General features: G+C 51.1%; 22 protein-coding genes. 3 read left to right on the plus strand and 19 right to left on the minus strand.

The features are described from left to right. Positions 1-5: 5 nt before the first annotated feature. The 6 genes from pfkB to aspS all read right to left on the minus strand — a co-directional run bounded on the left by pfkB (position 6) and on the right by aspS (position 6,537). The gene (gene pfkB / locus TPRIMZ1_RS0107985) at positions 6-953 is read right to left on the minus strand and encodes a 1-phosphofructokinase (protein ID WP_010257511.1); all 948 of its coding nucleotides are present in this window, start codon (positions 951-953) and stop codon (positions 6-8) included. Continuing rightward, positions 950-1,381: a PTS sugar transporter subunit IIA gene (locus TPRIMZ1_RS0107990; RefSeq protein WP_010257512.1), complete on the minus strand. Its 432-nt coding sequence runs from the start codon at positions 1,379-1,381 to the stop codon at positions 950-952. The genes pfkB and TPRIMZ1_RS0107990 overlap by 4 nt, the downstream gene beginning before the upstream one ends. 9 nt (positions 1,382-1,390) lie before the next feature. Continuing rightward, the gene (locus TPRIMZ1_RS0107995) at positions 1,391-3,424 is read right to left on the minus strand and encodes a BglG family transcription antiterminator (protein ID WP_010257513.1); all 2,034 of its coding nucleotides are present in this window, start codon (positions 3,422-3,424) and stop codon (positions 1,391-1,393) included. Between the two features lies 1 nt (position 3,425). After that, positions 3,426-3,683, minus strand: a complete 258-nt coding sequence (locus tag TPRIMZ1_RS0108000; RefSeq protein WP_010257514.1) for an HPr family phosphocarrier protein — start codon at positions 3,681-3,683, stop codon at positions 3,426-3,428. 13 nt (positions 3,684-3,696) lie between these two features. Continuing rightward, positions 3,697-5,100, minus strand: coding sequence for a PTS mannitol transporter subunit IICB (locus TPRIMZ1_RS0108005; RefSeq protein ID WP_010257515.1), 1,404 nt, complete (start codon positions 5,098-5,100; stop codon positions 3,697-3,699). A 120-nt stretch (positions 5,101-5,220) separates the two neighbouring features. Then, positions 5,221-6,537 (minus strand): aspartate--tRNA(Asn) ligase, encoded by a 1,317-nt coding sequence (gene aspS / locus TPRIMZ1_RS0108010; RefSeq protein WP_010257517.1) that lies wholly within the window; start codon positions 6,535-6,537, stop codon positions 5,221-5,223. 129 nt (positions 6,538-6,666) lie between these two features. Here aspS and TPRIMZ1_RS0108015 point away from each other — a divergent pair, with 129 nt between their 5' ends. Continuing rightward, on the plus strand, positions 6,667-7,602 hold the full coding sequence (locus tag TPRIMZ1_RS0108015) for an alpha/beta hydrolase (RefSeq protein ID WP_010257520.1): 936 nt from the start codon (positions 6,667-6,669) through the stop codon (positions 7,600-7,602). Positions 7,603-7,605: 3 nt separating this feature from the next. Here TPRIMZ1_RS0108015 and gatB read toward each other — a convergent pair whose 3' ends face one another. The 3 genes from gatB to TPRIMZ1_RS0108030 are packed head-to-tail and all read right to left on the minus strand — an operon-like array spanning position 7,606 to position 11,005. Next, complete coding sequence (gatB, locus tag TPRIMZ1_RS0108020; RefSeq protein ID WP_010257523.1) at positions 7,606-9,096, minus strand: Asp-tRNA(Asn)/Glu-tRNA(Gln) amidotransferase subunit GatB; 1,491 nt, start codon at positions 9,094-9,096, stop codon at positions 7,606-7,608. A 2-nt stretch (positions 9,097-9,098) separates the two neighbouring features. After that, the gene (locus tag TPRIMZ1_RS0108025) at positions 9,099-10,622 is read right to left on the minus strand and encodes an amidase family protein (protein ID WP_010257527.1); all 1,524 of its coding nucleotides are present in this window, start codon (positions 10,620-10,622) and stop codon (positions 9,099-9,101) included. 56 nt (positions 10,623-10,678) lie between these two features. After that, positions 10,679-11,005, minus strand: a complete 327-nt coding sequence (locus TPRIMZ1_RS0108030; RefSeq protein WP_010257530.1) for an Asp-tRNA(Asn)/Glu-tRNA(Gln) amidotransferase subunit GatC — start codon at positions 11,003-11,005, stop codon at positions 10,679-10,681. 276 nt (positions 11,006-11,281) lie between these two features. Here TPRIMZ1_RS0108030 and TPRIMZ1_RS0108035 point away from each other — a divergent pair, with 276 nt between their 5' ends. Then, on the plus strand, positions 11,282-12,217 hold the full coding sequence (locus tag TPRIMZ1_RS0108035) for a hypothetical protein (RefSeq protein WP_198429919.1): 936 nt from the start codon (positions 11,282-11,284) through the stop codon (positions 12,215-12,217). 90 nt (positions 12,218-12,307) lie between these two features. Here TPRIMZ1_RS0108035 and TPRIMZ1_RS19720 read toward each other — a convergent pair whose 3' ends face one another. The 8 genes from TPRIMZ1_RS19720 to TPRIMZ1_RS0108080 form a co-directional block, all read right to left on the minus strand. Continuing rightward, positions 12,308-14,539, minus strand: coding sequence for a VWA domain-containing protein (locus TPRIMZ1_RS19720; protein WP_010257537.1), 2,232 nt, complete (start codon positions 14,537-14,539; stop codon positions 12,308-12,310). A 16-nt stretch (positions 14,540-14,555) separates the two neighbouring features. Beyond that, complete coding sequence (locus TPRIMZ1_RS0108045) at positions 14,556-15,263, minus strand: hypothetical protein (protein WP_010257541.1); 708 nt, start codon at positions 15,261-15,263, stop codon at positions 14,556-14,558. A gap of 23 nt (positions 15,264-15,286) precedes the next feature. Then, on the minus strand, positions 15,287-15,892 hold the full coding sequence (locus TPRIMZ1_RS0108050) for a hypothetical protein (RefSeq protein WP_010257544.1): 606 nt from the start codon (positions 15,890-15,892) through the stop codon (positions 15,287-15,289). Further along, positions 15,877-16,746 (minus strand): PP2C family serine/threonine-protein phosphatase, encoded by an 870-nt coding sequence (locus TPRIMZ1_RS0108055; RefSeq protein ID WP_010257547.1) that lies wholly within the window; start codon positions 16,744-16,746, stop codon positions 15,877-15,879. The genes TPRIMZ1_RS0108050 and TPRIMZ1_RS0108055 overlap by 16 nt, the downstream gene beginning before the upstream one ends. Further along, positions 16,730-17,629, minus strand: coding sequence for a vWA domain-containing protein (locus TPRIMZ1_RS0108060; RefSeq protein ID WP_010257549.1), 900 nt, complete (start codon positions 17,627-17,629; stop codon positions 16,730-16,732). The genes TPRIMZ1_RS0108055 and TPRIMZ1_RS0108060 overlap by 17 nt, the downstream gene beginning before the upstream one ends. Before the next feature lie 17 nt (positions 17,630-17,646). Beyond that, on the minus strand, positions 17,647-18,933 hold the full coding sequence (locus TPRIMZ1_RS0108065) for a serine/threonine protein kinase (protein WP_010257550.1): 1,287 nt from the start codon (positions 18,931-18,933) through the stop codon (positions 17,647-17,649). A gap of 265 nt (positions 18,934-19,198) precedes the next feature. Beyond that, positions 19,199-20,908, minus strand: coding sequence for an ATP-binding protein (locus tag TPRIMZ1_RS0108075; RefSeq protein WP_010257554.1), 1,710 nt, complete (start codon positions 20,906-20,908; stop codon positions 19,199-19,201). A gap of 86 nt (positions 20,909-20,994) precedes the next feature. Continuing rightward, positions 20,995-22,005, minus strand: a complete 1,011-nt coding sequence (locus tag TPRIMZ1_RS0108080) for a helix-turn-helix transcriptional regulator (protein WP_010257557.1) — start codon at positions 22,003-22,005, stop codon at positions 20,995-20,997. 125 nt (positions 22,006-22,130) lie between these two features. Between TPRIMZ1_RS0108080 and TPRIMZ1_RS0108085 the strand changes: the two genes are divergently transcribed. Next, a complete protein-coding gene (locus TPRIMZ1_RS0108085; protein ID WP_157784198.1) occupies positions 22,131-22,685 on the plus strand; it encodes a hypothetical protein in 555 nt (184 codons plus the stop codon). A 40-nt stretch (positions 22,686-22,725) separates the two neighbouring features. Here the strand turns inward: TPRIMZ1_RS0108085 and TPRIMZ1_RS0108090 are convergent, their stop codons facing one another. Further along, a complete protein-coding gene (locus TPRIMZ1_RS0108090) occupies positions 22,726-23,085 on the minus strand; it encodes a hypothetical protein (RefSeq protein WP_010257563.1) in 360 nt (119 codons plus the stop codon). A 59-nt stretch (positions 23,086-23,144) separates the two neighbouring features. Beyond that, a complete protein-coding gene (locus TPRIMZ1_RS0108095; RefSeq protein WP_026043610.1) occupies positions 23,145-23,684 on the minus strand; it encodes a hypothetical protein in 540 nt (179 codons plus the stop codon). Positions 23,685-23,709 lie beyond the last annotated feature (25 nt).

The raw sequence follows: 23,709 nt of genomic DNA on the forward strand, positions 1-23,709 counted from the left end.
CCCCTTTAATTAATTTTTTGCAGTTCGACTTGCTTTAAAAGTTCATTTACCAGATCCCGTGCGGGTGGCCTGGTACCTTCGGTTGTACAGGCGCCCGCAGAGGCGGCCATGGCCAGGGCGAAACACGCTTCGGCGCCGAGGCCTTTCTCAAAACCATATACCAGGGCGCCTACCATACTGTCTCCGGCGCCGACACTTGATTGTACCTTCACCGGAAGCGCAGGGCTCTTCCATGTACCTTGAGGACTGATAAAGAGCGCCCCCTCCGGTCCCATGGATAGGCATACCAGGCTGACCCCCCGTTCAAGTAATTGTTTGCAGAGCTGAATTAAAACCGTTTCGGAAGCCTCCCTGTCCTCCATGTTGAATAACTTTAGGAGTTCAAAGCGGTTTGGTTTAATAAAATTCGGAACTTCCGTCCTGATCGATGTAAGGGCTTTTTCCAACGCTTCGCCATCGGCATCCAAAAATACCGCCGCTCCGTTTTTCCGCAGTAGGGCGCAAAGTTTCTTATAGGTGTCCTTTTGTAAACCCCTGGGGAGACTCCCGGAAAGAACAAAAAAATTTCCTCTGGTTCCAAAACCAAGTAATTTTTTTTCCAGAGTCTCATATTCTTCTGCTGTTATTTCCGGCCCCGGTTCGTTTAATTCGGTTAAGGAGCCTCCTTTATCAACAAGCTTAAGATTGGTACGGGTCACCGATGCGATCCGCACAAAATCATGGGCCAGTCCCTGTCCTGCAATCCGCGCCAGGAGTTCATCCCCGGCGCCGCCACCTGCAAAACCGGCAGCCATGCTGTTACCCCCCAGGGCCTGAATCATGGCGGACACATTTACCCCCTTGCCCCCGGCGTCAAGACGTACATCCTCAAGGCGGTTCAGGCTGTTGGGCCGCATTACATCTACCCTGGCGGTCTTGTCCAGCGCAGGATTTACGCTTACCGTAATGATCATGACGGCTCTCCGCAGAGCATTTTATACATATCATCAACCGTACCTTCCCTGACAAGCTTCTTGACGTCATCGCCGGTTTCAAGCTTATCCACCACATTCCCCATGATATCAAGGTGTTCGTCCCCCTTGGCGGCAATACCGATTACGAGGTACACTGGCGTTCCCTGCCAGTCTATGCCCTCGGGAAAGGCAAGCGCCACAATACCGGTGGAAATAATATCGACCTTGTAGGCTTCTTCTCCGTGGGGCAGGGCAATATGGTTGCCGATGCAGGTGGTAAAAGAATTATCCCGTTTGATCATCCCTTCGATATAGTGTTCAGTGGCGTATCCTGAATCCACCAGCATCCTTCCGCAGCGGCGTATAACGTCTTCCCGATCCGCCTTTGGCAGATTCATCAAAAGGTTTTCCTTTTTAAGCATTTCCATGGCAAACTCCTATTTTTTCAGTTTTTCTTTACTGTATTGGGTAAGGGTGTCGGAAATTTCCGCTTCCAATAACGCCCTAATTACCTTTTCATTACCTTCCCGGATCGCATCGAGAAAAGCCGGGACATCAATAAGGGCGCTTGATATGCCGCCCATCAATTCAGTTATTTCTGCAGGCGTCTTTTCGGGCAGGAGCATGACGACACAGCTTTTTGCGTTTTTAAAATAATCGGATTTGAATTTTTTTCCATTCGGTTCAATCACCGCAAACACCGGCATCGTCACCGCAGGGCTGCGGGTATGGAGTAATACAATCTGCAGATCGGGAATTACCTGGGTGGAAATATTTTCCCGTTCCATAAAACCGTTGTAAACAGATTCCCAGCCTTCGGGAGCAAAATGGGCGGCGGCAAAACGAGAAAGTTCTCCGAAACTGCAGTCATCATTTATTTTCTCAACCCTGAACCCGTCAAGCAGCTTTCGGGTCTGCCTGAAGATATCTTCAAGTACTATAATCTGTTCGCCAAGGGATTGATTTGCCCTTTGAGTAACCATTCCCCGATCAACAAAGGCATTTGCATTGATTGTATTTTGAATCTGCTGATAGTTTTCTTCCTGAAGGATGGGCTGGATTAAAACTAACGGCTTTCCGGTATCTTCCAGGGGAATTGTTGAAATAATAAAATCGGCCTTTTCCCAGGATTCCTTGTCATCCCAGCCGCAGACATCAAGTTCCAGTTGTCCGACAAAACGTTTGCGTATCTGCGCAGCTACCATATAGGACATCCCTATGCCGGCGACACATACAACCCCTGCCCGGAGTATCCGTTTCCTGATATTTTTCTCTCCAAGAGAGGAAAGGGCGGAGAGAAAATGTATCTCGATATAGGTGACTTCATTCACCGGAACTTTAAATCCAAGGTATTCTTCCAGGACCTTAACGGCGGCACAGGTTTTTTGAAAGACCTCAGGGTAATTGTGTATCAATTCTTCCTGAAGTGGGTTGGGGTCATCCAAACCTTCCTGTAATCTCGTTAAGGCCGATCCTAAATGTCTGCCCAGGAGCTGCACCAGTTTCTCATTTGTTTTAAGAACCGCAGCTTTGGACGGATCAAAGCTATCTATCATTTTTAAAGTCAGTGTCCGGATTAGTTCCCGCTGTTCAACGGAACCTGTTTCTACCGGGCTTTCCTGTTTGGCCCGGCAGGCCTGTATCCGGGAGGCCAGTCCCTGTATTTCTGCATTTCCGCAGTTTATCAAAAAATATTTGGAAATGTCATTTACCAATGTAAACGCAAGTTTTATCTGATAATCACCCTGGCTTTTGTTTTCACAGCTCAGCAATTTTCCTGCGCAAAAACGTTTTACCATCACCATCAGATAGACGGTAATCATGGCATAGGATTCGGCGGTCATCCATTCAAGTGTATCTCTGCGGCGCTTCAGAATCTCCCGTATCCCCTGTTCGATTTCATTGCCGGGAAAGGCAAACGCTGCGGTATAGGATTTAGCTCTCGTATCGCCGTCGGTGACAATGCGGCTTACCAGGGCGGCCCGTATTGCTTCCTCGGTCCCTTCGGGCATTACCCCAAGACCGCTTTTCCTGGTAAGCCCTATGCCGTGCCGCTTAAACCAGGGTTCCAGCTCATTAAGATCATTGCTGATGGTTGATTCACTAACCTTGAGCCGTTCGGCATAATAAAAAAGTTTCTGTATTTCTCCCGAGTTGGCAAGAATTTCGATAACCAGCAGCAGGAGACGTTCCCGTTTTGAATCCGGCTGGAGACCGTAGCCGGCAAGTGCGGTATGAATGCTTTCCCGTGCGTCTTCCCCGCCCGAAAATGCAATACCCCTTCCGGGGATGGAAACAAGCTCCGCCTGAAAAGAATTCAGAACGGAGCCTGCGGTTTCCAATTCCCGAAAAATCGTACGGCGGCTTGTTTCCAGCATTGCCGCCAGGGCGTCAATCTTTACCGGCTCTTTCGTATCACTCAATATTTCCAAGAGCCGTGCAAGCCGTGCCGAAATCCCTGCCAATACCATTTTATAAATTGGACGCCAGAAAAGCTTTTGCCGCGTCTATTGCCGCAGTCTCATCCTCACCTTCGGCGGTCAGCGTAAAGGTCTGCCCGCATTTGAGCCGCATCTTCATGATGCCGATAAGCTGTTTTGCGCTGGCGCTCTGTTCATCCTTTTTAATGGTGATAGTGCTTTTAAAAGCCTGCATCTGCTGGGCAAGAAGACCTGCGGGCCGCGCGTGAATCCCATTGGGATCGCTTATGGTGTGGGTGAATTGCTGCATACTATTCCCTTCCTTATTTTTTCAAGCTGGCAATAAGTTCCTCGTACTCAGGAGCGCCGAGGAAATCCGTAATCGTTACAAGGCGCGCCCTTGGGTTAGCGTCATGGGCCCGTCCGCCTAATTCTTTATGACAGACAATAATATCCGCATCCGCCGGGACTTCACTTACCGGGGAATGTACCACGGTAATTTCGGTAAACCCCGCAGCCAGTATTTTCTTGCGCAGTTTTGTTGCACCCATGGCGCTTGAACCCATACCTGCGTCACAGGCAAAGACTATTTTTTTGACCTTTACAGGGGAAGTATTCGTATTTTCCCAGGAAGTTTTTACTTCGTCAACACCGACGCCCTTTGATTCAGCCTTACTCGCCTTGACCTTCGCCTGTGTCGCTTCAAGATCCGCTTCATCCTTTCCGAAAACCTTAAGCAGTGCCATGGAGAGTACAAACGATACGGCGCCGCCCACCAGGATACCCAGAATATTGGGGATATATGCTCCTTTTGGGGTCATCATCAGTTCCGCAAAAATTGATCCGGGAGAAGCCGGCGCAATCAGGCCGCCCTTGAAAATACTTAAGGTAAGTACCCCGGAGAAGCCGCCGCCAATCATGGCGAGGATAAGTACGGGATTCATCAGCACATAGGGGAAGTAGATCTCGTGAATACCCCCAAAGAAATGAATTATTACCGCTCCGGGAGCGCTGCTTTTGGCGCTGCCCTTTCCTACGAGACTGTAGGCCAATAGAAGTCCCAGACCGGGACCGGGGTTTGACTCGATCATGTAATAAATAGATCTGCCCATGGCTTCTGCCTGCTGGGCGCCCAGGGGTGTAAAGACCCCGTGGTTTATCGCGTTATTGAGGAAGAGAATCTTTGCGGGTTCAACAAGGACTGAGGCAAAGGGTAAAAGATTGTGACCCACCAGCCAGCCGACACCGGCGCCCAAGGCATTGGTAATTCCTTCTGCAACAGGTCCGATACCGAGATAACAGATGATCGAGAGAATAGCGCCGATAATTCCCGCAGAAAAATTATTAACGAGCATTTCAAAACCTGCGGGAACGTGGCCGTCAATAGCTTCGTCAAATTTTTTAATACAATAACCACCCAGGGGACCGGCAATCATGGCGCCCAGAAACATGGGAATGCTGGCTCCCATGATGACGCCGATAGTTGCAATGGAACCAACCACACCGCCCCTGACACCGCCGCCTGTCAGCTTTCCGCCGGTATACCCTATCAGGAGGGGTAATAAATACGAAAGCATCGGTCCTACCATCGCCCCCAGTTTTTCATTGGGAATCCAGCCCGTAGGGATAAAGAGGGCGGTGATGAGCCCCCATGCGATAAATGCTCCCAGATTCGGCATGACCATAGCGCTTAGTGAGCGTCCAACTTTTTGAACAGCCTGTTTCATTACAACCTCCATAATATTTTCGTCTGAATTGATCCTAGCAGAGAAAATTCGGGATTGCAAGAAAAACACCATGAGATTTGGCACAGGAGGGGGGCGCCAAAATTGGACAGAGTTTCTGAGCTACGGCAAAACCCGTTTCCGGTCCCTGGGGAACAGACTTGCTTCCTTTACGTTTGCCAGTCCCAGTATCTTCTGGGTGAGCCGTTCGCAGCCTATGGCGAAGCCGCCGTGGGGGGGACAGCCGTATTTTAAAAGCGTTATATAATTCTCCATATCTTCCGGTTTTAGACCAAAACGGGGGAGCACCTCCAGGAAGGCGTTGTAGTCATGCTGGCGCTTCCCGCCGGTGGTAATCTCCAGGCCGCGGAACAGGCAGTCGAAGCTCATGGTGGAGCTTGCCTTACCGTCCCCCAGATCCAGGGGGTAGGTGTAGAAGGGCCGGTGCCGGCGGGGGAACTGGTTTACAAAGATAAGCTCTATACCGTGTTCCCGGCCGGCCCAGGCACAGAGGAAGCGCTCAGCCTCGGGGTTGATGTCGAAGATTTTTCCGCTGCCCCCCTTGCTTTTCGCAGCCTCGGAAGTGGCGATTTTCATAGCCTCATCGTAGGGAACCGTGGGAGCTTTGGAAACCAGGGCAGGGTCGGGGACCGTAGAGTTCCAGGCGGCCACATCATTACTGTTTTTGCGGATCACTTCCTCAAAAACATGGGCCAGGACTCCCTTTTCAAGTTCTATCAAATCTTTTTCCGATTCGATGAACCCCATCTCCACATCCAGGGAAACATATTCGTTAAGGTGCCGGGGGGTGTCGTGTTTTTCCGCCCGGTATGCCGGGGCAATTTCGAAGACCCGCTCCAGGCCGCTGGCAACCATGGTTTCCTTATAGTACTGGGGGGATTGGGCCAGGCAAACCTTCCGGTCAAAGTATTCTACCTCGAAAAGCTCGGTACCCCCCTCGGTGCCTCCCGCCACAAGCTTGCTGGTTTTTATTTCCGTAAAATCCTGACCCCGCAGGTATGCTGCAAAGGCTTCGATGATGGTGGCCTGGACTTTAAAAATAGAGCGGATCTTCGGATTCCGCAGGGATAGTGTGCGGTTATCAAGTATCGATTCCAGCCCGGTTTTAGCAACATCCCCGTTCACCTGGTAGGGCAGATCAGGTGCGGCCCGGCTGATGATTTCCAGGGATGTCACCCGCAGTTCCGTTCCGCCCGGGGCCTTTTCGTTCAGCGCAGGGATACCCCGCGCCCGGATCACCGATTCCAGGGTCAAATTGGGTTTTTCGGTATCTTGTAATACAAGTTGTAATACACCGGAACGGTCCCGGAGTATCACAAAGGTGATACCCCCCAATTCCCGGATACGGTGGACCCAGCCGGAAACTTCCGCTTCTTCGGTAAACTTGCCTTCCAATATGTCCTTCGCGAGTATACGCACAATTCCTCCCATTGCTCTCAGAAACAATTGTTTAAGTATATCAGATTATCGGGGAAGATTTAATCCCCCTTTTTCTTGACCGCGTTAAAAATGGCGTTTATAATAAGGAAGAAATTAAGGAGGCACGGTATGTCGTTGAAGGAAGTGAGTTTTCCGTCTTATAACGGGAGAGATACGGTTAAAGGGTGGGTATATACGTCGATTCGGAAGCCGAAAGGCATTGTACAGGTGGTCCACGGTCTTGGGGAACATTCCCGGCGGTATCTGCATTTTATTCTCAAGCTGAACGAAGCGGGGTTTGTGGTCTGCGCCGACGATCATGTGGGGCACGGCAAAACCGCCATCGATTCCGATACCCTGGGGGATTACGGCGACAAGGGGTATATCACCACCACGGAGGACGAGAAAAGCCTTCATGACCTGGTTATTAAAGATTATCCCGGACTGCCCTATATAGTATTTGGACACAGCTGGGGTTCCATGATCGCCCGGAGTTTTGCGGCCCAATACGGTAAGCTGCTCAGCGGCTTGGTTCTCTGCGGTACCTGCGGTGTTTTGGATGCCTTTGAATCCGTACAAAAGGAACTAAAGGCCCTGATCGACGCCGGGAAGGGCAGCGAACGGGACCCACGGTATTTGGGCGTAATGTTCGCGGGTTGGACCGACCGGTATGAAGATGCAAAAACCCCCAGTGACTGGGTCTCCGCAGATCCCGATATCGTTGCCGACCAGGTCAACGATCCCTTCAGTAATAATTTCTCCAAATATCCGCCTACCAATCAGGCAAACTACGATCTGGTGGCATTGGTAGAGGCTATTACCGGCCCCCAGTGGGCGGCTAAGGTCCCCAAGGATCTTCCCATTTATAATATCGCCGGGGATCTGGATCCGGTGGGAAACTACGGTGAAGGGGTGTATGCGGTTACCAACTGGCTCGCCAATACGGGCCACAGGCGGGTTGCGACAAAACTCTACCCCGGACACCGGCATGAAATCAACAATGATCGGGATATCCGGGAGGAAGTTACCGACGGGGTTATCAGCTTTATCAATAGTATTCTGTAGAAACTACGCCTGAAGCAATTGCTCCACCTGGGTTCCGACTATCTTCGGGTCAGCCCGTCCCCCGGTGGCGGCCAGCGCCTTACCTACCAGGTACGCCCTGAGGGTGTTTGTCCGTTTGGGGTTCCCCCCGCTTAGGAGGGAGCGGAGTTCATCCACCGTGGCCTGTTCGGCGGCAAATACGGTCTGCACGATCCCGGCGATCTTTGCGGGGTCAACGATCTGCTCCCAGCCCCGTTCCTTGATGATGGCCGCCGGGTCCTTGTCTTCGGCGAGGACCGCTTCCAGGGTCTGCTTGCCGTTTTTGCCTGAGACAGTTCCCTTGGCGATAAGGACCAGCAGTGATGCTAAGCGCTGGGGCGTCAGCTTGAAGGAACCGAATTCCGAAGCCGATATCCCGTCCCGGTGGAGTATGTGTTTGATGTCCGTAAGGAGCCAGTTGGCGATCCGCCCCGCAGCATCCTTGTTTTCCAGTCCTTGACCGCAGGCTTGTTTGACCGCAGCTTCGAAGTAATCGGCCTGGGCTTTTTCTTCGCAGATAAGGTCCGCCTGTTCTTCCGTAAGACCGTAGTCCGCTTCAAAGCGGCGCTGCCGTTTGAGGGGGAGTTCGGTTAAAGCTTCTTCCACTGATTTGAGGAACGCCGCGTCCGGGGTAAAGACCGGGAGATCCGGTTCGGGGAAGAAGCGGTAGTCCTTGGCGTTTTCCTTGGTCCGCATGATGGCGGTCTCGTCCCGGTTCTCGTTCCAGAGCCGGGTTTCCTGGATCACTTCCTTTCCCGCATCCAGCAGTTCCCCCTGGCGGACAATTTCGTAGTCCAGCCCCAGCCGTACGAAGCGGGAGGAGTTGAGGTTTTTAATCTCCACCTTTTTCCCCAGGCCCTTGCCGGGAAGGTTGATAGAAACGTTGGCGTCCGCCCTGAGGCTGCCCTCTTCCATGTTGCCGTCACAGACCCCCAGATAGCGGACGGTGCGGCGCAGCTGCTGGATAAAAAGCTCCGCCTCCTCACCGGTTTCCATGTCCGGCTCGGTGACGATCTCCAGGAGGGATACTCCGGCGCGGTTATAGTCCAGGAGAGACGCAGTTCCGGTGTGGATCATCTTCCCCGCATCTTCTTCCAGGTGGCACTCGGTGATCCGTACCCGTTTCTTGATCGCCCCCTGGCGGCCCTTGCCTTCAAGATCCACCCAGCCTTTCTGTCCCAGGGGGGAGGCGAACTGGGAAATCTGGTAGTTCTTGGTCATATCGGGGTAGAAATACTGTTTCCGTTCAAACCAGGTTTTTTCGGGGATGGTACAGTTGAGAGATTTAGCGACCATGCAGCCCATGCGCATGGCCTCTATGTTAAGCGCCGGCAGGACCCCGGGGTAGCCCATGCATACCGGACAGACATTAGTATTAGGTTCATCCCCAAAGGCGGAACGGCAGCCGCAGAATACCTTTGTTTTAGTCAGCAGGTGGATATGGACTTCAAGGCCGATAAAGGATTGATATTTCATAACTAGCTCCAGAATTTTTGGTATCCCGCGGGATGGGGGAAGGGGTGGCTGGCTTCGTAGCTTTCCACGATGTCCAGAAGGGTTCCTTCGGCAAAGGCCCGGCCTATAAGCTGGACCCCCACGGGAAGGCCGCCCTCAACGCTTGCCGGGAAGGCCAGGGCGGGAAGCCCCGCTAAGTTGGCGCAGCAGGTGTAAAGATCCGCCGCCTTTTGAGCGAAGGGGGTAAGGTTACCGGGCCCGCGGCCAAAAGCCCTGGTGGGGAACACCGGAAGGAGTATCGCATCCACAGGATGCGCCGCATCCATTGGATGCGCCGCATCCACAGGATTGGTGAGCGAGTAATCCGAAGCGCCCAGGTAGGACTCGAAGTTCCGCCTGATGCCCCCACGGATACGCTGTGCCCGGAGGTAGTACCGGTCCTGAAAACCGGATCGCAGTACAAAGGTTCCCAGGAGTATCCGCAGCTTAACCTCCGCGCCAAAGCCCGCGTCCCGGGCCTTGTCGATCAGGTCGTCGGGGTTTTCCGCCCAGTCCGGCCGCTGCCCGTAGCGTATACTGTCGAACCGGGCCAGGTTGGCGCTCGCTTCGGCGGTAGCAATGGTGTAGTAGGCGGGAACCCCGTATTTAAGGCTGGGGAGTTCCACGTCCACCAGGGTATGTCCTAAATCTTTCAGCCTGGTCTTGGCAAGCTCGAAACCCCGGGCAACCTCGTCCTCAAGCACCGCCGCCTCCGCCGCAGCCTGGAGAGCCGCTTCTTCATCCCCTTTACTTCCCCCTATCTCCGAAGCGAGGGCTTTGGCGATAGCTTCCGGGGAAAGTACACCAATAGTGCGCGGAATAGTTTTACTGTTGCTATCGCCGTATAGGGCAGGGGCGCCCGAGGGGGCGTCCTGGGATGTCTGATCCAGTGGGTCCTTCCCGCGTATGGCGGCAAAAACCGCCCGGCACCGTTCTGTGGTATCCGCCAGGATGCCGATGGATTCCAGGCTGGAGGCGTAGGCCACCAGGCCGAACCGGGATACCGCGCCGTAGGTGGGTTTAAGCCCCACCACCCCGCAAAAGGCGGCGGGCTGGCGTATGGAACCCCCGGTGTCGGAACCCAGGGCGTAGGGGACAAGCCCGGCGGCCACCGCTGCGGCGGAACCCCCGGAGGAGCCCCCGGACACCCGGCTCTGGTCCCAGGGGTTGTTGGTCCGCTTGATGGCAGAGTTATCCGTGGAGGACCCCATGCCGAATTCGTCCATATTGGTTTTGCCGATAACCGTCCCCCCAAGGGCTTCCAGCTTTTGCACCGCCGTGGCGGTATAGGGGGATTTCATGTTTTCCAGGAGTTTGGAACCGCAGCTTATGGAAAAATCTTTTACGGCGATATTGTCTTTTACCGCAAAAACGGTGTCAGTCACCTTTTTTGGGAGGCTCCCGCCGGTGTCAGTCACCTTTTCGGGCTTAAACTCGATAAAGGCGCCGATTTTTTCTTCCCAGGTCTTGAAATATGGTATATAGCCTTCCGGCAATGATGATGCCATGTACTCCTCCGTAGGGTATGGATTTCGGATAATCGGGATAGCGGGGAACGTGATTCCTACAGAACGTTGGGAACTACGATAAACCGGCCGTCCTTATCGCCCGCATTATTTATCAGGGGTTCGGAGACTAAAGTCTCGACCTTCGGGGGGGTATCGGACCGGAAATGATCCGCCAGGACGGTCCGCGTCATACCGGTCATCTGGGGCGCCGCCGTTGTGTCCGTAGCACCATCGGCAAAGGCTGCGGGGTCCTTATCCGCCGCTTCCATGGCGGCAAAAAACCCAAGCATCTGCTCAAAGGCGGGAAACGCGGCGGCCAGCTCCTTTTCACCCATATTGAGATGGGCAAGCTGGGCAGTTACCTGTAAATCTTCGATTTTCATGGGGTGATCTTTGCATATCGGGGTGTTTTATGTCAAGTATACGGTATATTTATGCAAAAAAGGCGGTGCTAGGCTTATGATGTTACAACCGAAAAGGTTTGCTTTTCCCAAAGAATTCAGTATCTTTTAAGTGTTATGAAGCATCTTTGTCTTGTTAAGAATTTCGTTGTTCCGTTTTTTGGTATTATTTTTCTGGTCAGTGCGCTTCTTTTGTCGGCCTGTAATTCCCATTTGGTTGCAAGTTCCCCCGGGTCTCAGGAATCACCCGAAAATCCCATGTTTCCCCCTGAAAACCCTGAGCTTCCTCCTGTTGCTGTAGTAAGTCCTGTTACATGGTTTGTGTCAGATTCGGATGTTCCCCAGGGTGAGCCTGCGGGGAAGGCGAAAACGGTCAAGGAAGGTTTAAACCAGATACGGTCGGCCCATAAAAAAGGCGCCTTTGCGGGAAACAGGAAGGCGCTTATGGTGATTACCGGGACTATCAATGCGGCGGCGGAAGCGCCCCTCTCCAATAACAGTTTGGTAAGCATCAGCGGCGCCGGAAACTACCCGCCCCTGATTCTCCGGGGCGGCAGTTCCGGGGGAGTGCTGGACGGGGAAAACCAGGTCCGGGTTCTCAATGTAACAAACAATACCGTTACTATTGCTGAGGGGCTTAGTCTGACCAGGGGCAATTCAAAGACCCACAATGAAAACTACGGCGGCGGCGTGTACCTCGAACAGTCGGCCCTTACCATGACCGGTGGAAGCATCAGCGATTGTACCGCCGAATATGGGTCCGGGGTCTTTATCTTTGAAGACAAACAGAGCCTGCACAGTTCCTTCAACATGACCGGGGGAACCATCAGCGGCGGGTCCGGATCGGCGGTATATGTTGACCAACATTGCTCCTTTACCTTATCCGGCGCCGGTCTCATCACCGGGAACGGAACCGACGGCAGCACCTATGCAGGCGGAGGAGTACAGATAGAAGGGTATGGAAAATTTGTCATGGACGGCGGAACCATACGGGGCAATAAGGCGTCCGCAACAGGCGGCGGCGTAAACGTAACGGCCTTCGCCACCTTCATCATGAATGGAGGGACCATCACTGAAAACACCGCCCCCGCTAAGGGCGGAAGCGGGATCTTTGTATCACAATACGGCGCGGTTTTTACGAAGAACGGAGGAACCGTGAGCGGCAACTTCGGGGTTCCGGATATCGAACCCTAGGGCGCCGCCTAAAGCTGGTGTACAATTTTAAGGCGGAGGAGGATTAAGGGTGGCGCAACTTGCAACGGAGTTTCCCGCGCAGTACCTATGTCAGGTAACCGGGTCCCACCCTTTCTTTACGTTCTTCGCGATAAAATCATCACAGAGCCCCAGGATTTGTTTTTCATCACTTGATATGCGCATTTCCGTAGTGAGGATTTCATTCCGTTCGGAACTGAAATTCGTAACCGAAAGCACATAGGCGGGATAGCCGTATTCCTCCTTATTAGTCTTCCAGACAAGGAATTTCTGTACCATTAATTTCCCCCCCGCCTTAGCAGCGGATTCTTTCCGGTACACTTCCCGGCGAAGCATGGCGGATTGGGGCAGACTGCCGCCGGCACGGTTATCTTCGGACAGGGACTGTGCCTGGGGTGGGGCAATATGATCGTACACCTGGGATATCCGCAGGTCCTGGGGGTTTATGCCCTTGTCTTCCCGGAAACGCTCAAAGACCGGCGACACAAAACTGAACCCGGGGATAGTTCCACTGCGGCGCCAAAAATTGCTGTTCAGTTCAAGCAGGGGGTTGATTACCGATCCTGAGCTGTTCTCAAACAACACATCATTAACGGAAAGTTCCATTACCAGTCCCGGGCGAATAAGGCGGAAAGCCACATGGTTGGAATCGGTTTCGATATAGTTCGATTTGATTTCCCGCTCCAATAATACCGGGTAGAGTTCGTGTTTTTGCTCCGCACTGAGACCATTGCCGGTACGCCCAATTACCTGATACCGTCCGTCCTCAGTCATAAGGGCGTAAAGCAGGGTCCGCACCTGTCCTGCGCTCTCGCCGGATCCTTCGGAGAAACCGATTATTGCCGCATCAATAGAAAGCCGGGGTTTGATCTTGTACACCATGGGTAAATCGCTTCTGACCACGATACCTTCGCTGCCATCGTCGTTTACCCAGGTGTTAAAGGTCTCCTTCAATTCGGTTTTTGAAGAGGCGGATGTAAAGCAAACCGGAGCGCAGTAGCGGCCGCCGCTGAAAATTTCCCGGAGTTTTGTGTGGGTGTCCCCATAACCATGGGATGTGAAGGATGTTCCCCCCGCATCGGTCAAACTGATGATATCAAAAACTGCAAGCCGCAGTTCTCCGTACCGGGAGCTTTCCGCCAGAGCTGCGAGAACATCGAATACCCTGGTGCGTCCTGAGTCCTCGCAGGCGTAGAGCTCCGCCGGGATTACCGCTTCCCGTACCCCTGCCGCCTTGAGCATCTGTGCCGCTTCGGCTATACAGGGGAGCATTGGCCGGGGTTTGCCGCCTGAATTGAGGGCGAAGATATGTTCCCCGTTCCAGAAGAGTACCGATAGTTCGCCATCGTATTTACGGGTAATATAAAAGTGATTCCCAATGACCCTTTCATCGATCTGCGCGGGGCAGAGGCTTATGTAATTTTTGACGATCCTGGTTTTATAGGCAATTACCTGTTCCGCTAAACCCGCCGGAACATTCGCCGGTTTCACCGGGGGGATGGGCGCAGCGGCGGTCGGAACCGACTGCAGCAAAGGTGCGGCTGGGGCCGATGGCAAAGACGGAGCGGCAGCCGGGGCTGGCGGCAACAAAGGCGCAGTGAGGGTCGGTGATGGTAGGGGTGCAGCCGCTAAATCCCGGATCAAGCCGTTCAGAGCCTCCTGCCGCATACCTGCCTTTGCCTCACCGGCAATATTTCCGGCGGCAATTTCCACAGCCCGAAGTATGGTGTTATGAAGCCCTTCCCGGAACGCCGCCGGCCCTGGGGCATCAAACACTGCGTCGGGGCATCCGGCAAATTGTTCAAAAAGGCTTTCTGCGGGATGTTTTCCCATGGAAATAACCGCTTTGACGGCGTTTATATACCATTTGTTTTTTTGCAGTTCAGTAAAACTGTCTTCATAATTCCCGAAACTACCGCCTGAGCCGAGCATAAAAATAACCGGAGGGTAATAGCCCTTACTATCCCGCATAAAAACTTTCCGGGAAAGCTTCTCCTGTAATTCTCTAAGGGCTGCGCCATAGTTTGCATTCCCGCCGGCGGCCAGGGTGCGCCAGGAAAAACCGGCAATGTCTTCCGGGCCGCTTCCGGTAATCCACCGAGCCTCATCGGAAAAGGCCATCACGGCAACCTGTATCCCCAGGGCGGTATTAGCGGAGCATAGGGCACCCATCTCGCTGACTATCCTTTCCATTACCTCATTAACTGCGTTAATCTTTGAGCCTGCCATGGCCGATGAGGTATCAATCAGAAAAAAGAGTACCCCGGTCTTTCTTGGAATCGAATTGACAGTAGTAAGGGACATCGCAAAGCCTCCTTGTTTAGTCCGGTGTTTTTAATTCCATATTGGTCAAATGGAGTATCAAGCAATACTGTGGGCCAGCCTTTCCGGCGTCAACAATACGGCCCTCCAGAAATCCCCGGTAGGGTTCCCCGCCGGCGCTTAAAATAATGGGGTCACTCCCTTTTTTTCCCGCCCCGATCATCATCAGGCTTTTGTGTTCCTGCAGTGTTTTTGCCATGTCGTACAAAAAGTCAAAGCTTAAGCCTGAAGTGTGCCTGAGCTGATAGTTTTTGGCAAACACAAATTTTCGCACCGCCTCTTCCTTGGAGATTTCCCGCCCCGTCCATTGCAGGGGAATATCAACCGATACATTTGCCAGGGCCTTTGACATATCCCGCCGTTCTTTCTCCGTTCCATCGGGATTGTAGAGAACCTGCACAAAATCGACCTTGTAGGCGATTTCTCCGTCTCCGGTTTGATAGAGCTTGTACGTTTTGGTCAAGATCCTGCCCGCAAGTTCCATATCCACCTCCGGGTCCCCGGCGATAAGGGCCTCTCCCAAAGTATTAGCATCCCCGTATTTTTTTATCAACGATTCTGCGCTGGCCGTAGTTTTAAGGAATTTGATATTTCGCCTGTCCCTTCCATCGGGTAGAACCAGTTTTACTGAGGGCTTCTTTGGGAACGCCTCAAAACCAATCCTGGCGTCCCGTTTCTTTTCATTGCTTATGTTTATTCCCCGCATGGGAACCTCCTCTTTAATACGAATCAGAACATGGAAAAGTCTATTTCCCCGTCGTTCTCATTTTCGTCATCTTCAAGCGCATCTTCATCAATCTCACCGGCTTCGCTGAGGGACAGCATCTCGAAATGGGCGGGATATCCCAGAAGCATAAAGAGTTTTTCTTCTTTTTTGAGGAGAAACGCCGCTGTCCCCTCGTATCCATCCCGATAATTGTAGGTAAACGTATAGATGTTTTCCCCGATTGCATCAATAAAGGCTGTATCCGTTTCAACATTATATACCGCAGTAATACTGTGGTTAAGAAATTCATCAACCGGGACTGATTTTTCCAGGAGGATGACGCCATCATAGCTTGATTTCATCAAAACAGCCTCATGGCCGCCTAAAGTGACGGCCTTGAGGCTGCTCCGTTCCACCCAACGCGATTCAGGGGAGAGTATCCCCAAGCCGATGCCTCCCTGGGGGATGATGAAGGCGCCTCCTGAATCCATGGATACCAAAGTACAGGGGCCGCCTTTTTCGTCGATGGCCAGGGTTGCGCTTTTGCCGTAGAGTTTTGCCCGGTCCAACTTCAGGGGTTCGGCGCAAAAGGAGGCGCCCCGCAATGAAAAGTTTAACTGTCTGCCCATATCATTTCTCCTCTGGTGTTACTGAACGCTCCAGGCAGGGCGCCCATGTCAATAAGGCCCGCAATGGATACATCGTCCCCGGAACCTTTCTCCGTAAGCCGAGGAAGAAAGGCCCGCAGTTCATTGAAGCCCTGTTCAAAACCGGCACCCATAAAATTTCGGGCTACCATCCGGTACAAATTGGAAAGATGTTCTTCGTTATCCGCAACAGGATAGGAATCGTCCACACCATCGGTACCGATAAAAACCCCTGCGGGCAGGCTCGTACTGAAAAAATGTCTGAACCGGGCGGCGGCGTCACCATCGCAGATGGATGTTGTTGTGTTAAGAAAGCAATTACTATCCCAGGGTATGGGCTGGTTGAAACTTCCGTCATGGTTCAGGACTACACATTTACCGTCCCCAATCTGGATGCCAAACCAAAAGGATTCCGTTGCCGCCGCCGCAATAAGGGTGGAACCGTAGATACGGGACAGGGAATTCCCGTTTTCCACCGCCCCTTCTGCCGGGTCCGCCGCAAGGTCCGCATCTACCCTAAGGCGCCATGAAGCGATGATACTCTTTTCCAACTGCGACAGGAACGCTGCCGGGGAAGATGCAACATTGATGTTTTTGGCCCGGACTGTCATAATAAATTCCTTTATACATTCAAGGGCGCACTGGGCCGCAAACTGAGCTCCCCGGTCACTTCGGATATAGGCGTCTCCCCCATGGCCGTCAGCAACTGCGGCAATAGCCATGTTGTTCCCCGAATAGTGCAGGGAGTAATCCTGACAGGGTTTTCCTGTCCGCAGGTGGTTCGCTCCGGCGCAGCTGCAGCTGAACCCTTGCCGGCATTTACCACTCATCATCATTAGAAGCCGCCTGTACCGCCGCCATTTCCTTGAGTTGTTCGTTTAAAATTTGCTGTTTGATTGTTGTTTCCGGCACCGATGCCGCCGGGACGCCCCCGGCCTCAGAAGAGAGAGCAGCCATTGGAACGGCTGATGTGACACTGATAGTGGGTGTCACTATACCGGTGTTGGCACCCCCGGCAGCACTCCCAGCCTGAACCGAGGCCTGTACGGCCGAACCGCCATTCGTCGATGCCTGGCCAGCGGTTCCAAAAACTCCGGCCTGCACACTTTTACTGGCTACCTCCGAGGCGCGGATACTGACAAAGCGGATCATCTTCCTGAGCATGGCCGACGAATGTACCTCCAGCACCGATTCGGTACTGCCGGTAAATTTCGCGAGCATCCCCTTGTTGGCATCGTCGCCGATGGACACCGCAACCTTAATGCCCTTCTTGAACCAATTGTTCTGTTTTAATTCATCCAGGGCAATATCAAAATCATCGGTGGGTTCCCCATCGGAGAGGAGGAACAGCGCTGGGGCGAATGAGCCGGTGGCTTCCTTCATAAAAGCTTTGATGGAGAGTTTTTCGTTTAGTTTTCTAAAGGCGTCCCCCATGTCCGTGGAACCTCCGGCGTCAAGGTACTGCCACCGGAAGAGCTCGATGTCCTCAGGTCCCTGGGCGGTAACCCAGCGGGAACCGCTTGAGAATTCCAGGGCCGCTATCTTGATCCGGGCATCGGCGTTGGCGGCGGACAGGTCCTTTAATTCGGGGATCACCTCCTCAATGGCGGCGTTGACCGCGCCGATTTTTGATCCACCCATGCTTCCCGATGTATCCACCAGGAAGAAGAGTACCATGGTTTTCCGGGGAATCGCCTCTACCGCTTCGTTTAATGACATTTTTTACTCCTTACTATTTATATTATTTGGGCAGTAACACTGCCAAACACAATGGTTGTACCCTTATCCAGGGACGCGGTTTTCCCCGGCCCCCGGGAAACCTGTTTGCCCGTGCTGTCCAAGACCAGCCAGGTTTTTTTCGAACGGTTTTTAAGTTCCGGCAAGCCCGTATCAGGGTTAATAACGGCCTCGGCGGTGACCGTGGAGAAATCGTCCGAATCCCCCTCGGTATGACATGCGTAGAGTTTTGTACGCTGATGAAGCGGAATATTGTACCTGGGGGTACTGATGTGCCGATCAAAGGTATGTTCCTCTCCACAGGCGGGGCATTTTGTGGGATTAACCGGATCGGCGAAAAACACTTCCCCGCAGGGGCACTTAAAAATCTCTCCCCGCAGGCGTATAAAGGTTTTGAGCCAATCCCGTTCAATGACTCGGAAGGATGGGTCTGTCAGGGCAGTTTTGCTAAAGGCTTCGGTGAATTTATCCCGTACATAGCCGGGGTACAGGGGCCAGCGGACGATGGCGTTGTTGTTGATTCCCGGAACCGGGGAATTTGAGTCGTCTTCCGGATCAAAGATGAAAAGCGGTTCCCCGCCGTAGAGTTTCCGTTCCAGCTCCTCGGTCATGCAGGGGGGGTATGCCTTTTTGCCTTCCAGGGGGTGGTTGTTCACGAGCAGCAGGAAAAGTACCACCGCCAGGGAAAATTTGTCCGTATGTACGCTGGGCATGGCTTTCCCCAGAACAATTTCCGGGGCGATGTACCGGCACTTTCCCGCGATACCTAAGTTCTTGCCGTATTCGGACACATTATCGTTATCACAGATAAGCACCTCCCCGGTTTTGGGGTGAACAAAGAAGTTCCCATCGTTCAGATCTTGGTAACTGTAGCCCTTGTTGTGAAGTTCCCGGAAGGCGGCGGCGATGTAAAGGGCGGCGTTGATCATAGCTGTAACGCTGGCAAATTTCTGCCTTGCCAGAAGATACTCGGAAAATTCATAATACTTCGGAGGCCGGAGATCCATGATGTACCCGAAGTCGTCCGACGGCTTCCCTGCGGTAAGGTCCTGGGGCCAGAGGAAGGATTCCGTGGGGGCGCCCTTCCTGATGTTGTTCTCTAAGTTTTCATGGAATTTCACCGGATTCCGTAACTTTTTTGCGGAATACCATTTTAGGGCCTTGGGCTTGCCGTCATAACTTACCCGGTACACTGCGCCCTGTCCGCCCTCTCCCAGTTTTTCCCCGACCTTGATGGTCTTGAGGCTCCCGGTTTTCAGAATTACTCCCTTTGTCAATTCATTCATGATCTTATCTCCTTTTTTATAGTTCTTATTGAACGGGCCAAACGGAATCCGATGGAATTATAGTGCATTCCATAGGGAGAAAATCCGGACCGGTGGGCGAAACGGACGGCTGCGCAGATTACAGTACTCCACCACCGGGTTTTCTGCGCCCTTGAACCTGCTCGGGTTATATCCGATCAGATCCTCATATTCCCTATGGGTAACGAGATAGGCGCCCAGATAAAAATCCTGCCCTGTATTTTAATTAGCCCATCCGTTTCACCTATCATTGCTGCACCCCAAAGCCAATACGGTTTTCTTTCTTCTCCATTTTTTCTTCAGTGCAAAAACGTACCAGCGCTTCCAGGGAAGGTTCCCTGCCGGTAAGTACCTGTTCCATTGAGTACTTGCGGGCGATATTTTCTATCTGACCCCCGGAAAAATCAAACCCGGATGCCAGGCTGCGGATATCTTCGGGGGGCAAGAGGGGGAGCATGGTCTGCCAGATGGATTCACGGGCGGCAAGACAGGGCTTGGCGAATTCAATCTTAAAAAGAAAACGCCGTTCAAAAGCCCTGTCCAGGTTTTGGACAAGATTGGTGGTAGCGATCAGTATCCCTGTCAGGTTCTCCATTTCCTGGAGGATAATGTTCTGAATGGCGTTTTCTGTCTGGGCGGTATTACCGCTGCTCAGATCCCGGCGTTTACCAATGACCCCATCGGCCTCGTTAAAGAGCAATATCGGTTCAGGCTCGCCGTGTTTTTTCGCGGTTTCCACTGCGGAACGGTAACGGTCAAAAACATTTTTAATGATTTTTTCGCTCTCCCCGAACCACATGCTTTTTGTCCGGGAAATGTCTACTATCATGATGTCCCGGCGGGTTTCCCGGGCCAGTTGGTAGGCGGTTTCGGTTTTCCCTGTTCCCGGGGGGCCGGAAAACAAGCAGGCAAAACCGGTCCGCATCCCTTTTTCCGTGAGCCGTTCCCGCACGGCGCCGAATTGGAGCGGTTCCAGGAGTTCCCTGAGCCGCCTGATTTGGGGCGCTTCCTGTTCATGGTAAAAGAGTTCTTTTGCGGTGATCTTGTCCGCCGGAATAAGGTCCCGTTTTTTTATTATCCGGGTTTCTGTAAGCTCAACTTCTCCCAGGAGTTCCTGTTTTGCCTTTTCGGTCAGGGTAAACTGGTCCCGTTCCTTAAAGCCGGCGGCGCCGGTATTTTCGATAAGCCCCAGGGTAAAAAGCTCGCTATTACCGTGTTTAAGATTACGGAGCTCACTTTTCGTTACAAAAGGAATGGTGTTCATCGATTCAAAAAAGTTTTCAATCTCATGCAGAGAAAGCTGTTCATCCTCATCAACCGCCATCTTGCAGCAGAAATATACCAGCAGTAAAAAATTACAATCATCTAAGGGGTAATCCCTGATTTTTTTGGGGAAAAAGAGCTGGTCATTTTGCTGAAAGAGGCTGTTTATCTCCCCAAGCAACGGATTAAGCCGCAGTTCATCCCCCATTTTTTGGATTATGGAGTACAAAACCATAAAAAATTCATCCGCAGGCAGGTTCCGGTACACCGGAAGTGAAACCTTTTCTCCCTTGCGGGCGGCGTTTACAACTTCCAGGGGGACTCGGTAGATAACGTGGTTGTGCCTGCCCCTGTTATATTGTTCTTCATCAATTACACGACTGGTTATAAACCGTTTCTTTTCCAGTGTCTCAAGGACATCCATGTACCGTAGAATTTTTATTTTGCTGACCTTCATTGATTCGGTTAATTCGCTTAGGGAAATGAAACCTTCATCAAACCGGGCAAGGAGGTGTGAAAAAAACACCGCTTCCTGGGGTTTCAGGTCCAGTTTATCCATAACAAAGCGGATATGGCGTTTTGCATCGGCGGCGAATTCCCTGCCGAGCCCTTTTTTGCGGGACAGGGATACGATCTTCCCTATATGTCCCAGAAGGTCCAGAGGGCGTTTTACCTTGATTTCTCCGGTTTCCATTGTTTCTCCTTTATTTCTATGACATACTATAGCATAGTCACAGTGACATCTAATGTCACAAAAAAAGAAACTCTGAAATATTTCAATTATTGATAGATTTTCCGCATTTTTTCGATTTCGTCTTTAACCATTTTCTTTAATTCCGGAGGATTGAGGACCTTTACCGTATAGCCCTGCCCCAGGACCCAGCGCTTTACCTCTTCTATTTGGGTGGTAGTAAAGCTGATATAGACCGAGCCGTCCTGGCGCTGTTCAAGGCGCTGGGTATGGTGGAATTGCCGTTCAATGGCAAAGGTTCCCACATCCTTGTGAACCAGGAGTTCGAAGGTATAGGGGGCATGGTTCGAGGAAAATACCCCCATTTCCCGGTCAAAATAATCATTAGGGTCGAAATTGTCAGGTAAATTGAAATGGTTTCCGGTTAACTTGACGGATTTAATACGGGAAAATGAATAGATCCGCGGGACTCCCGCTGAAGATCCGGGCAGACCCGGTTTTTCATGACAAAACGCAAGGATATACCAATAGTTATGCTGGCAGATAGCGTGATAAGGGTCCAGGGTGCGTTTGATATAGGAGATTTTATCCAGGGCACGGTATTCCACGGTTATGGTCCTGCGGGTGTTCAGGGCAGTAAACAGGGCCTCAAAAACCTTTGGGTCAATGCTGATCGGGGGGTCCGGGATAAAACTTGCATTGGATGGGGAAAAGACTGAATTCAGGGTCACCGTTTCCGGCAGGGATTTGAGGATCTTCTGAAATATCATCCGGAGGTTTTTCTCCAGAGGGGTGTTCCTATACTGTTCCAGGAGCTGATCAAAGAGGGCCACGGAAAACAGCTCCCCCTCGGTCAAAACAACGCTTTTTACAAAGAAATTCGGTTCCGTATAGTAATAGCCCCTGCGTTTGAAGTCGTATTCAATAGGCGCCTGGTACATATCCCGCAGATACTCCACATCCCGCAGGATAGTACGACGGTTCACCTCGGTCCTGTCCGCCAGGACTGAGGCATTTGGATAGCGCCCGGAACGGATCATTTCATCAATAACGAGTATACGGTTTATCCGGACTTTTTCTTCAAATTGGCGGGACGGCATAGGACACTCCTTGTCTTTACAGTGTATACCATATTCAGAGTGACTTCTAGTGTCATAGCAGGCTGTTTAAATATTTCTATCTTCAAGTAGTTCCTTTTACTGGTATACCCTTGTATATTATTTATATGCAAAGACCCTTACGAGAAAGTACGGCTATACATTTTTCTACAGTAGAAGCGGCAATTCAAGATATGGCCGCTGAATCGAACACTATTAGAGAATTATTTGGGCAATACTATGAAAAATTTGCCGGACCGGTTGATTTCGTGACTTATTTCACTGTTGGTAAACCGAAATTAGACGAGAGTGATGCTGGAGATGTGGTAATTCGCGAACTTAAGCAGTCTATTGCATATATCCATGCTGATGTGATGTGGCTGATTCAGCATGAAGATGCAGCTATTAATGTACAAACCTCTAATGACTCATTGGTACAATTTGCAAATACTGCTCGGTTCATTGGAAGCGGTCAGGGAATATTCCAAGCCTTAACAACAGTCGATGCGACTGAAAAACAACAGATGGCTACCATCTATCAGGATTGGGTTGACTGTTTGCGAGCATTGAATACGTTCATTACAACTGTTCAACGGACTCGACCCGAATTGTATTCTATCAATCAAGCTATTCAACTAGCGCGAGATCGTGATACATTATTTTCTCTCGAAAATATGGATTAGGCATACTAAATCGGAATTATATAGTTATGTATAATTTTAGTTAATCGGGCATTCTTCTGTTCCAGGCTTCTATCAAACAGTCCCAGTGATTGATGCCTGGTTTATTTGAATCATTTGCCCACTTGCAGATTCGGTTTGAATACTCGTCAGGTAATTCCCCTCTATAAGGAATAACGTCATTTGGGCGCTCCGGTTTTTGAACTGTTATTTCAATTTCACCGACAGGGTTTTTATTAGTATCATAAATATGGGCATGAGCGGGTGATTCTTTATTACCTAATTCCCCCTGTTCATCTGTAGAGCGAATTTCAATTATTAGCCCATATCCATCGTTCTTTTTACAAGGATAGGACATTTCCTGCAAATGACCTAACTTTTTTTCCTCTAAAACCCTTTTCATATCACTATCGCCCTTATAATAATTCGGAATTATATGGTTATGTATATACCGTCGACAGATTAAGAAGTATTTAATATTGTTTGGGCATTATCTGTATAAATTACTTTTAATTGAATAGTTTTCATTTGGGCCTTAATTATAGCATCCATCCGTTTTGTCTGTTCAATATACTGAGTATACCATTTCATTACCCACTCCGTTGGGGTAACCGGATCTTCAAGACTCAAATAGAACTCATATCTTTGGATAATGAATTGAATATCAATGATAATAGAGCAGGTCGTAGGGTCGGCTTCTTCTTGAATCATAATAGATTTACCTGATTGGTATTGCTGAACTTTTACAGTAACATCATCTAATGCTTCTTGTAAATCAGCCAATATTTGTTGGAAATATGTATCAGCTTCCCGAAGCCGGAATTTCAATTGATGCTCTGCTGCAGATAATTTGGTGAGTACAGACACCTGGGATGCCCCTGAAAGATCTGGTAAACTCAAAGAACACAATTTACGAAATAATTGATGGCAGGTATGAAAAGCTGCCTGTATGTCCGAATAGGTTACGGGGGATTGTTGGGCTTCAATTAATACTCTTTTCATATCAATATCCTTTTAAACAATATGC

It is taken from the genome of Treponema primitia ZAS-1, assembly GCF_000297095.1.
In the GTDB taxonomy this organism is placed as follows: Bacteria; Spirochaetota; Spirochaetia; order Treponematales; family Breznakiellaceae; genus Termitinema; species Termitinema primitia_A.

What these genes read in the sequence shown, in the direction of transcription:
- TPRIMZ1_RS0108090 (WP_010257563.1), bottom strand. Translation starts at nt 23,085, where the DNA reads ATGAAAAGGGTTTTAGAGGAAAAAAAGTTAGGTCATTTGCAGGAAATG.
- TPRIMZ1_RS0107990 (WP_010257512.1), bottom strand. Translation starts at nt 1,381, where the DNA reads ATGGAAATGCTTAAAAAGGAAAACCTTTTGATGAATCTGCCAAAGGCG.
- TPRIMZ1_RS0108060 (WP_010257549.1), bottom strand. Translation starts at nt 17,629, where the DNA reads ATGTCATTAAACGAAGCGGTAGAGGCGATTCCCCGGAAAACCATGGTA.
- TPRIMZ1_RS0108095 (WP_026043610.1), bottom strand. Translation starts at nt 23,684, where the DNA reads ATGAAAAGAGTATTAATTGAAGCCCAACAATCCCCCGTAACCTATTCG.
- TPRIMZ1_RS0108025 (WP_010257527.1), bottom strand. Translation starts at nt 10,622, where the DNA reads ATGGCATCATCATTGCCGGAAGGCTATATACCATATTTCAAGACCTGG.
- TPRIMZ1_RS0108030 (WP_010257530.1), bottom strand. Translation starts at nt 11,005, where the DNA reads ATGAAAATCGAAGATTTACAGGTAACTGCCCAGCTTGCCCATCTCAAT.
- TPRIMZ1_RS0108050 (WP_010257544.1), bottom strand. Translation starts at nt 15,892, where the DNA reads ATGGGCAGACAGTTAAACTTTTCATTGCGGGGCGCCTCCTTTTGCGCC.
- TPRIMZ1_RS0107995 (WP_010257513.1), bottom strand. Translation starts at nt 3,424, where the DNA reads ATGGTATTGGCAGGGATTTCGGCACGGCTTGCACGGCTCTTGGAAATA.
- TPRIMZ1_RS0108035 (WP_198429919.1), top strand. Translation starts at nt 11,282, where the DNA reads ATGTTTCCCCCTGAAAACCCTGAGCTTCCTCCTGTTGCTGTAGTAAGT.
- TPRIMZ1_RS0108075 (WP_010257554.1), bottom strand. Translation starts at nt 20,908, where the DNA reads ATGGAAACCGGAGAAATCAAGGTAAAACGCCCTCTGGACCTTCTGGGA.
- TPRIMZ1_RS0108005 (WP_010257515.1), bottom strand. Translation starts at nt 5,100, where the DNA reads ATGAAACAGGCTGTTCAAAAAGTTGGACGCTCACTAAGCGCTATGGTC.
- TPRIMZ1_RS0108015 (WP_010257520.1), top strand. Translation starts at nt 6,667, where the DNA reads ATGTCGTTGAAGGAAGTGAGTTTTCCGTCTTATAACGGGAGAGATACG.
- gatB (WP_010257523.1), bottom strand. Translation starts at nt 9,096, where the DNA reads ATGAAATATCAATCCTTTATCGGCCTTGAAGTCCATATCCACCTGCTG.
- TPRIMZ1_RS0108085 (WP_157784198.1), top strand. Translation starts at nt 22,131, where the DNA reads ATGCAAAGACCCTTACGAGAAAGTACGGCTATACATTTTTCTACAGTA.
- TPRIMZ1_RS0108000 (WP_010257514.1), bottom strand. Translation starts at nt 3,683, where the DNA reads ATGCAGCAATTCACCCACACCATAAGCGATCCCAATGGGATTCACGCG.
- pfkB (WP_010257511.1), bottom strand. Translation starts at nt 953, where the DNA reads ATGATCATTACGGTAAGCGTAAATCCTGCGCTGGACAAGACCGCCAGG.
- TPRIMZ1_RS19720 (WP_010257537.1), bottom strand. Translation starts at nt 14,539, where the DNA reads ATGTCCCTTACTACTGTCAATTCGATTCCAAGAAAGACCGGGGTACTC.
- TPRIMZ1_RS0108065 (WP_010257550.1), bottom strand. Translation starts at nt 18,933, where the DNA reads ATGAATGAATTGACAAAGGGAGTAATTCTGAAAACCGGGAGCCTCAAG.
- TPRIMZ1_RS0108080 (WP_010257557.1), bottom strand. Translation starts at nt 22,005, where the DNA reads ATGCCGTCCCGCCAATTTGAAGAAAAAGTCCGGATAAACCGTATACTC.
- TPRIMZ1_RS0108055 (WP_010257547.1), bottom strand. Translation starts at nt 16,746, where the DNA reads ATGATGATGAGTGGTAAATGCCGGCAAGGGTTCAGCTGCAGCTGCGCC.
- TPRIMZ1_RS0108045 (WP_010257541.1), bottom strand. Translation starts at nt 15,263, where the DNA reads ATGCGGGGAATAAACATAAGCAATGAAAAGAAACGGGACGCCAGGATT.